This is a genomic window from Mesorhizobium sp. M4A.F.Ca.ET.020.02.1.1, from assembly GCF_004022645.1.
Taxonomy (GTDB): Bacteria; Pseudomonadota; Alphaproteobacteria; order Rhizobiales; family Rhizobiaceae; genus Mesorhizobium.
The window spans coordinates 1-4,926 of sequence record NZ_RZOI01000474.1; the positions used below are offsets into that span (position 1 = coordinate 1).

Genomic DNA, 4,926 nt, shown 5'->3' on the forward strand with positions numbered 1-4,926 from the left:
GGCCAGGGCAGCACTCCGACGGGCGGCAGGATGAGCGAATAGGCGAAGATCTGGCGCCTGGTGGATGGCTGTCCGGCGACATTCGGCATCATCGGGATGCCGGCGCGCTGATAGTCCTCGGACTTGAAGAGCGCGAGCGCCCAGAAATGCGGCGGTGTCCACAGGAAGATGATCAGGAACAGGATCAGGCTTTCCAGGCTGATATTGCCGGTCACTGCCGCCCAGCCGATGACGGGCGGGATGGCCCCGGCGGCGCCGCCGATGACGATGTTCTGAGGCGTCCAGCGCTTCAGCCACATGGTGTAGATGACGGCGTAGAAGACAATCGTGAAGGCCAGAAGCGCGGCCGACAGCCAGTTGACCAGCACGCCCAGCGTCATCACCGACAGCACCGACAGCACCAGGCCGAAACTCAGCGCTTCGCCAGGCGTGACGCGGCCGGCCGGAACCGGACGGTCTTTGGTCCTGGTCATCACCCGATCGATGTCGGCGTCGTACCACATGTTGAGCGCGCCGGAAGCGCCAGCGCCGATAGCGATCGACAGGATGGCGATCACCGCCAGCAGCGGATTGATGGTGACGGGCGCCGCGACCAGGCCGACAAAGGCGGTGAACACCACCAACGACATGACGCGCGGCTTCAGGAGAGCGAAGAAATCGCCCGCCGTCGCTTCCGACATGCGAAAGCCCGCTTCGTCAATCAATCTCTCGTCGACAAGGGCCATGCGTACTTAAAGTCCATCATTCCGTTGGCCAAAACCGCCGGACGAGCCGGCGGTCTCGTATTCGCGCGGAACCGCCGCCTACTTGATCTTCGGCAACTGTTCCCACTGGTGGAACGGCGGCGGCGACGGCAGCTGCCATTCGAGCGTGGTCGCACCCTCGCCCCACGGATTGGCGCCGGCCACCCGCTTCTTCTGGAACGCCTCGAACACGCCATAAAGGAAGATCACGACGCCGACGGCCGAAATGTAGGAACCGTAGGACGACACCATGTTCCAGCCGGCGAAGGCATCCGGATAGTCGATGTAGCGGCGCGGCATGCCCGACAGGCCGAGGAAATGCTGCGGGAAGAAGATCAGGTTGACGCCGACGAAGGTGACCCAGAAGTGGGTGTTGGCGATGACGGGCGAGTACATGTAGCCGGTCATCTTCGGGAACCAGTAATACCAGCCGGCGAAGATGGCGAAGACGGCGCCGAGCGACAGCACGTAGTGGAAGTGCGCGACGACATAGTAGGTGTCGTGCAGCGGGCGATCGAGACCGGCATTGGCGAGCTGGACGCCGGTGACGCCGCCCAGCGTGAACAGAAAGATGAAGCCGATCGCCCACAGCATCGGGGTCTTCAGCGAGATCGACCCGCCCCACATTGTGGCGACCCAGGAGAAGATCTTCACGCCCGTCGGCACCGCGATGACCATGGTGGCGAAGACGAAGTAGCGCTGCGTGTCGAGCGACAGGCCGGTCGTGTACATGTGGTGCGCCCAGACGATGAAGCCGACGGCGCCGATCGCGACCATGGCGTAGGCCATGCCGAGGTAGCCGAACACCGGCTTCTTCGAGAAGGTCGAGACGATGTGGCTGACGATGCCGAAGCCCGGCAGGATCAGGATGTAGACTTCCGGGTGACCGAAGAACCAGAACAGGTGCTGGAACAGGATCGGGTCACCGCCGCCATCCGGCGTGAAGAAGGTGGTGCCGAAATTGCGGTCGGTGAGCAGCATGGTGATGCCGCCGGCCAGGACCGGCAGCGACAAAAGCAGCAGGAAGGCGGTGATCAGCACCGACCAGGCAAACAGCGGCATCTTGTGCAGGGTCATGCCCGGCGCGCGCATGTTGAAGATGGTGGTGATGAAGTTGATGGCGCCGAGGATCGAGGAGGCGCCGGCGATGTGCAGCGACAGGATCGCCAGGTCCATGGCCGGTCCAGGCTGGCCGGATGTCGACAGCGGCGGATAGATCGTCCAGCCGCCGCCGACGCCAAAGGCGCCCGGCGCGCTCGGCACGAACATCGAGGTGAGCAGCAGGATCAGGGCCGGCGGCAGCAGCCAGAAGGAGATGTTGTTCATGCGCGGGAAGGCCATGTCCGGCGCGCCGATCATGATCGGCACCATCCAGTTGGCGAAGCCGCCGATCAGCGCCGGCATGACCATGAAGAAGATCATAATCAGCGCGTGTGCGGTGGTGAAGGCATTGTACATGCTCTTGCCGCCGTCGAGCGCCGCGTCGCCGCTCATGCCGTAGACCATCTGCGCCAGACCGGTGAAGATCTGGATGCCCGGCTCCTGCAGCTCCATGCGCATGACGACCGACAGCGCGCCGCCGATGATGCCGGCGCAGATCGCGAAGATCAGATAGAGCGTGCCGATGTCCTTGTGATTGGTCGAATAGACCCAGCGGACCCAGCCATGATAGGGCTTGTGGTCGTGATCGTCGTGAGCTGCAGCCTCTGCCATGTTCCGCTCCGTTCCCTGATCTTTCCTGGCCGCGGCATCAGTTGCCGGCAGCCGCTACCTTGTCTTGAGCATCGACCTCGGCCATCAGCGCCTTGTTGGCGCCGGGCAGGTCGGCCCTGGCTGCGGCCAGCCAGGTGTTGTACTGCGCGTCGGAGACGACGCGGATGGCGATCGGCATGAAGGCGTGGTCCTTGCCGCACAGCTCCGAGCACTGGCCGTAGTAGAGGCCTTCCTTCTCGGCCTTGAACCAGATCTCGTTGATGCGGCCGGGCACGGCGTCGGTCTTGACGCCGAAGGACGGCATGGCGAAGGCATGGATCACGTCGGTCGCCGTCACCAGGACGCGGGTCATGGTGTTGACCGGCACGACCAGTTCGTTATCGACGGCGAGCAAGCGCGGATAGAGCTTGCGGTCTTCCTTGCCGGCGGCGGCGCGGTCGGCGTCCTGGAGGATAGCGGAGTTGAAGGAGAGCGTCTTGTCGAGCTGGTATTCGTAGTCCCAGTTCCACTGGTTGGCGGTCGCCTTGAGCGTCAGCTTGGCTTCCTCCGGCGGCGTGTACTGCGCGGTGAGCAGCTGGAACGAGGGGATGGCCAGGCAGAGCAGGATGACAACCGGCCCGACCGTCCAGATCACCTCGATCAGCGTGTTGTGGCTGGTGCGCGACGGCACCGGATTGACGCTGGCGCGGAACTTCAGGATGCAATAGGCGAGCAGGAACAGTACGAACAGCGTGATCGGCACGATGAACCACAGCGTGTAGTGCTCGAACCAGGTCACCTGCCGCATGATGTCTGTGACGGCGGGCTGGAAGGTCATCTCCCAGGGCTGCGGCTGGGCCGCATGGGCGGATGCGCCGGCAAAGACAGCGACGGCGGCAGCGGCGCTTGCTAGGAATTTTCTCATCGCCCTCATCATCTCCCATTTTCTCGCGGCCGTATGCGCAAGAATATCGAATAGCGCCGGGACGGGAATCCCGGACAGTCCCAAGGCTGGTTCAAACCATACTCTAATTGCCTCCGCAAGAAAGGAGCGGAGGAAACCGTGCGGCATTTTTGCGCGCAAGTGCGACCACGCCTTCGGGACGGCAAAGCGGCCTCTGCCGATCACCGGCGCGTGATCGGCAGTGAACGCTCCGGACCCGCGCGCCGCACGGTCGCAATTCGGGCGAATTTGGCTTGGAAAAGCGCTGAATTGCCCATGTCCGGGCGGGCTGGCGGCGGTCTCGTCCTTTACTTGGCTGTCGCTCGGCTTCAAAGTGCCGTGATTCGCAATGGAGCCGTCATGAGACCCTGGCTTTCGAGAACCTTGGCGAAGGTCATCTTTCTCGCCGCCTTGCTTGGCGCCTGCCTGTCCGGCACGGGCGCATCGTACGCCGCACAGGCCAATGCTGCGCAGCAGCCGAGCGGCACTGTGCGCTCGACGCATGGCGCGTGGTCGATCATCTGCGACACGCCGGCCGGCGCGACGTCGGAGCAATGCGTGATGATGCAGAACGTCGTCGCCGAGGACCGGCCGGAGATGGGGCTGTCGGTGGTCGTTTTGCGCACCGCCGACAACAAGGCGGAGATCCTGCGTGTGCTGGCCCCGCTCGGCGTTCTCCTGCCCAACGGGCTTGGCCTCAATGTCGATGGCAAGGACATCGGGCGGGCCTATTTCGTACGCTGCTTCCAGGACGGCTGCTATGCCGAGGTGATCCTCGAAAAGCCGCTCCTCGACACGCTGAAGACCGGCACCTCGGCCACCTTCATCGTCTTCCAGACGCCGGAAGAAGGCATCGGCATTCCTGTCGACCTCAAGGGTTTCGCCGACGGTTTTGCCGCGCTCCCCTGATCCTAGCCGGGCAGGCTGCGACGACGGCGGTGGCCTGACACCGGTGTGATCGGGCCTGTTGCCGATTGTCTCGGCGCGCCTTCGCCCCTACATGGGGGAACGACCAATCCTCCCGCGGACGGACCTGCCATGAACAGCCTGATCGGCCAATTCGACATTTCCGGCGATCGCCTGAAGAAGATCGTCGCCGAGACCATCAACGGCGCCGACGATGGCGAACTGTTCCTCGAATACAGCGAAAGCGAGGCGCTGATGTTCGACAATGGCCGGCTGAAGACCGCGAACTTCAACACCGACCAGGGTTTCGGATTGCGCGCTGTCGCCGGCGAGGCCAGCGGCTATGCGCATTCGAGCGATCTTTCGGAAGCCTCGCTGCTGCGCGCCGCGGACGCCGTCTCGGCGGTCAAGGGCGGCTATTCCGGGACGCTCGCCGCGGCACCCGCCCGCACCAACCGCCATCTCTATGGCGAGGAAAACCCGATCCCCTCGCCTTCCTTCGAAGCCAAGGCGAAGCTTCTGCAGGAGATCGATGCCTGGCTGCGCGCCGAGGATCCGCGCGTGCGACAGGTGACGGCTTCGCTGGCGGCGTCCTGGCAGCATGTCGAGATCGTGCGCGCCGACGGCCAGATGGTGCGCGAG

5 protein-coding genes are annotated in these 4,926 nt (G+C 64.0%); 2 read left to right on the plus strand and 3 right to left on the minus strand.

Translation table 11 applies throughout. The features are described from left to right. The 3 genes from cyoE to coxB form a co-directional block, all read right to left on the minus strand. Positions 1-725, minus strand: a 725-nt coding sequence (gene cyoE, locus EN742_RS24475) for a heme o synthase (protein WP_128333379.1), incomplete at its 3' end; no start/stop codon positions are given. Between the two features lie 78 nt (positions 726-803). Further along, positions 804-2,456 carry a cytochrome c oxidase subunit I gene (gene ctaD / locus EN742_RS24480; protein ID WP_127406455.1) on the minus strand — a complete coding sequence of 551 codons (1,653 nt, stop codon included), beginning with the start codon at positions 2,454-2,456 and terminating at the stop codon, positions 804-806. Positions 2,457-2,493: 37 nt separating this feature from the next. Beyond that, complete coding sequence (gene coxB, locus EN742_RS24485; RefSeq protein WP_245482397.1) at positions 2,494-3,360, minus strand: cytochrome c oxidase subunit II; 867 nt, start codon at positions 3,358-3,360, stop codon at positions 2,494-2,496. A gap of 378 nt (positions 3,361-3,738) precedes the next feature. Between coxB and EN742_RS24490 the strand changes: the two genes are divergently transcribed. Beyond that, positions 3,739-4,287 (plus strand): invasion associated locus B family protein, encoded by a 549-nt coding sequence (locus EN742_RS24490; RefSeq protein ID WP_127406457.1) that lies wholly within the window; start codon positions 3,739-3,741, stop codon positions 4,285-4,287. A gap of 129 nt (positions 4,288-4,416) precedes the next feature. Beyond that, a partial coding sequence (locus EN742_RS24495) for a DNA gyrase modulator (RefSeq protein ID WP_281034987.1) occupies positions 4,417-4,926 on the plus strand: 510 nt, incomplete at its 3' end.